Source organism: Cryobacterium sp. MP_3.1, assembly GCF_035984795.1.
Taxonomy (GTDB): Bacteria; Actinomycetota; Actinomycetes; order Actinomycetales; family Microbacteriaceae; genus Cryobacterium; species Cryobacterium zongtaii.
The window spans coordinates 1-1,237 of the sequence record NZ_JAXCHV010000076.1 but is presented as its reverse complement, the minus strand read 5'-3'; the positions used below and the strand labels follow the sequence as shown (position 1 = coordinate 1,237).

Annotated in this window: 1 protein-coding gene; it reads right to left on the bottom strand. The window is 63.7% G+C overall.

Translation table 11 applies throughout. The features are described 5' to 3' along the window. Positions 1-12 precede the first annotated feature (12 nt). Positions 13-1,185 (bottom strand): IS30 family transposase, encoded by a 1,173-nt coding sequence (locus tag RCH12_RS18495; protein WP_442784600.1) that lies wholly within the window; start codon positions 1,183-1,185, stop codon positions 13-15. Positions 1,186-1,237: the final 52 nt, after the last annotated feature.

The following is a 1,237-nucleotide window of genomic DNA, read 5'->3' as shown; positions in this document are numbered from 1 at the left end:
CCGGGGGTGGATTCAACCGGTCGATGCAACACTGCCGTTTTCTAGGTCCGAGAGTAGCTGATGGAGGGCCTCTCTCGGGGTGGCTGCGTCGAGTCGTTTTCGTGGCCGGTCGTTGAGCTTGTCGGCGACTAATTCGAGGTATTCGGGGTGGTAGCCGGAGAGGTCGGTGCCCTTGGGAAAGTACTGGCGGAGCAGGCCGTTGGTGTTCTCGTTCGTACCGCGCTGCCAGGGCGAGTGCGGATCGCAGAAGTAGATGTCGATGCCGGTGGCGATGCTGATGTCTCGGTGCTTTGCCATCTCGATCCCTTGATCCCAGGTCACTGTTTTGCGCAGCTCTGCTGGCATCTTCTCGATGGCGTTGATCATCTGGTCGCGAACCTCGATCGCGCCGTGCTTCTCGGGCAGATGCAGCAACATCACGTACCCCGTCGCCCGCTCGACGAGTGTTCCAATCGCTGACGCGTTCCCGGCTCCGACGATGAGATCGCCTTCCCAATGGCCGGGAACCGCGCGATCTTCAACTTCGGCCGGCCGGTCGGTGATCAAAACCATGTCGCGGATGCGTGAACCGGGCTGTTGCCGACCCTGAGACTTGCGCAGAGTTCGGCCGGTGCGCAGCGCCGTGGCTAGTTCGCGGCGCAGCTGGCCGCGGCCCTGAACATAGAGGGCCTGGTAGATCGTCTCGTGCGACACCCGCATCTCCAGCTCATCGGGGAAGTCCCGCCGCAGCCGCAGACTGATCTGTTCCGGGCTGTGTTCGGCGCTCAACCCAGTCTGCACGTATTCGCGCAACCGGTCGTTGTGAGCCAGCTTCCCGCCGCGGGGCCTCCTCGCTCGATCACGAGAGCCTTGCTCGGCAAACGACGGCCGATACCCGCGCCGGGTCATTCCAGCCCGTAGTTCTCGGCTGATCGTCGACGGGGCCCTCCCGAGCCCGGCAGCGATCGAGCGCATGCTCTCGCCCTTCGAATGCCGAAACCAGATCTCCTCTCGATCCAGAAACGTCAAACGGACCGATGGGCTGACTCGCGGCGGGATCACTCCGCCAGCTTGGCTGACCCAGTTCGCCGCCGTCGACCGATTCACACCCGCCCGCGCGGACGCATCCGTGACCGTGCCGCCGGCTCTGAGCTCCTCCCAGAACCGGCGGCGAACCTCACGCGGAAACCCTGCCGAACCATTCATCGCCAACACCTCAATCACTCAGGTGTTGCAACGACCCTTTGAACCCAAGGGG

Coding starts and splice junctions, on each gene's coding strand:
- RCH12_RS18495 (WP_442784600.1), bottom strand. CDS start 1,185: ATGAATGGTTCGGCAGGGTTTCCGCGTGAGGTTCGCCGCCGGTTCTGG.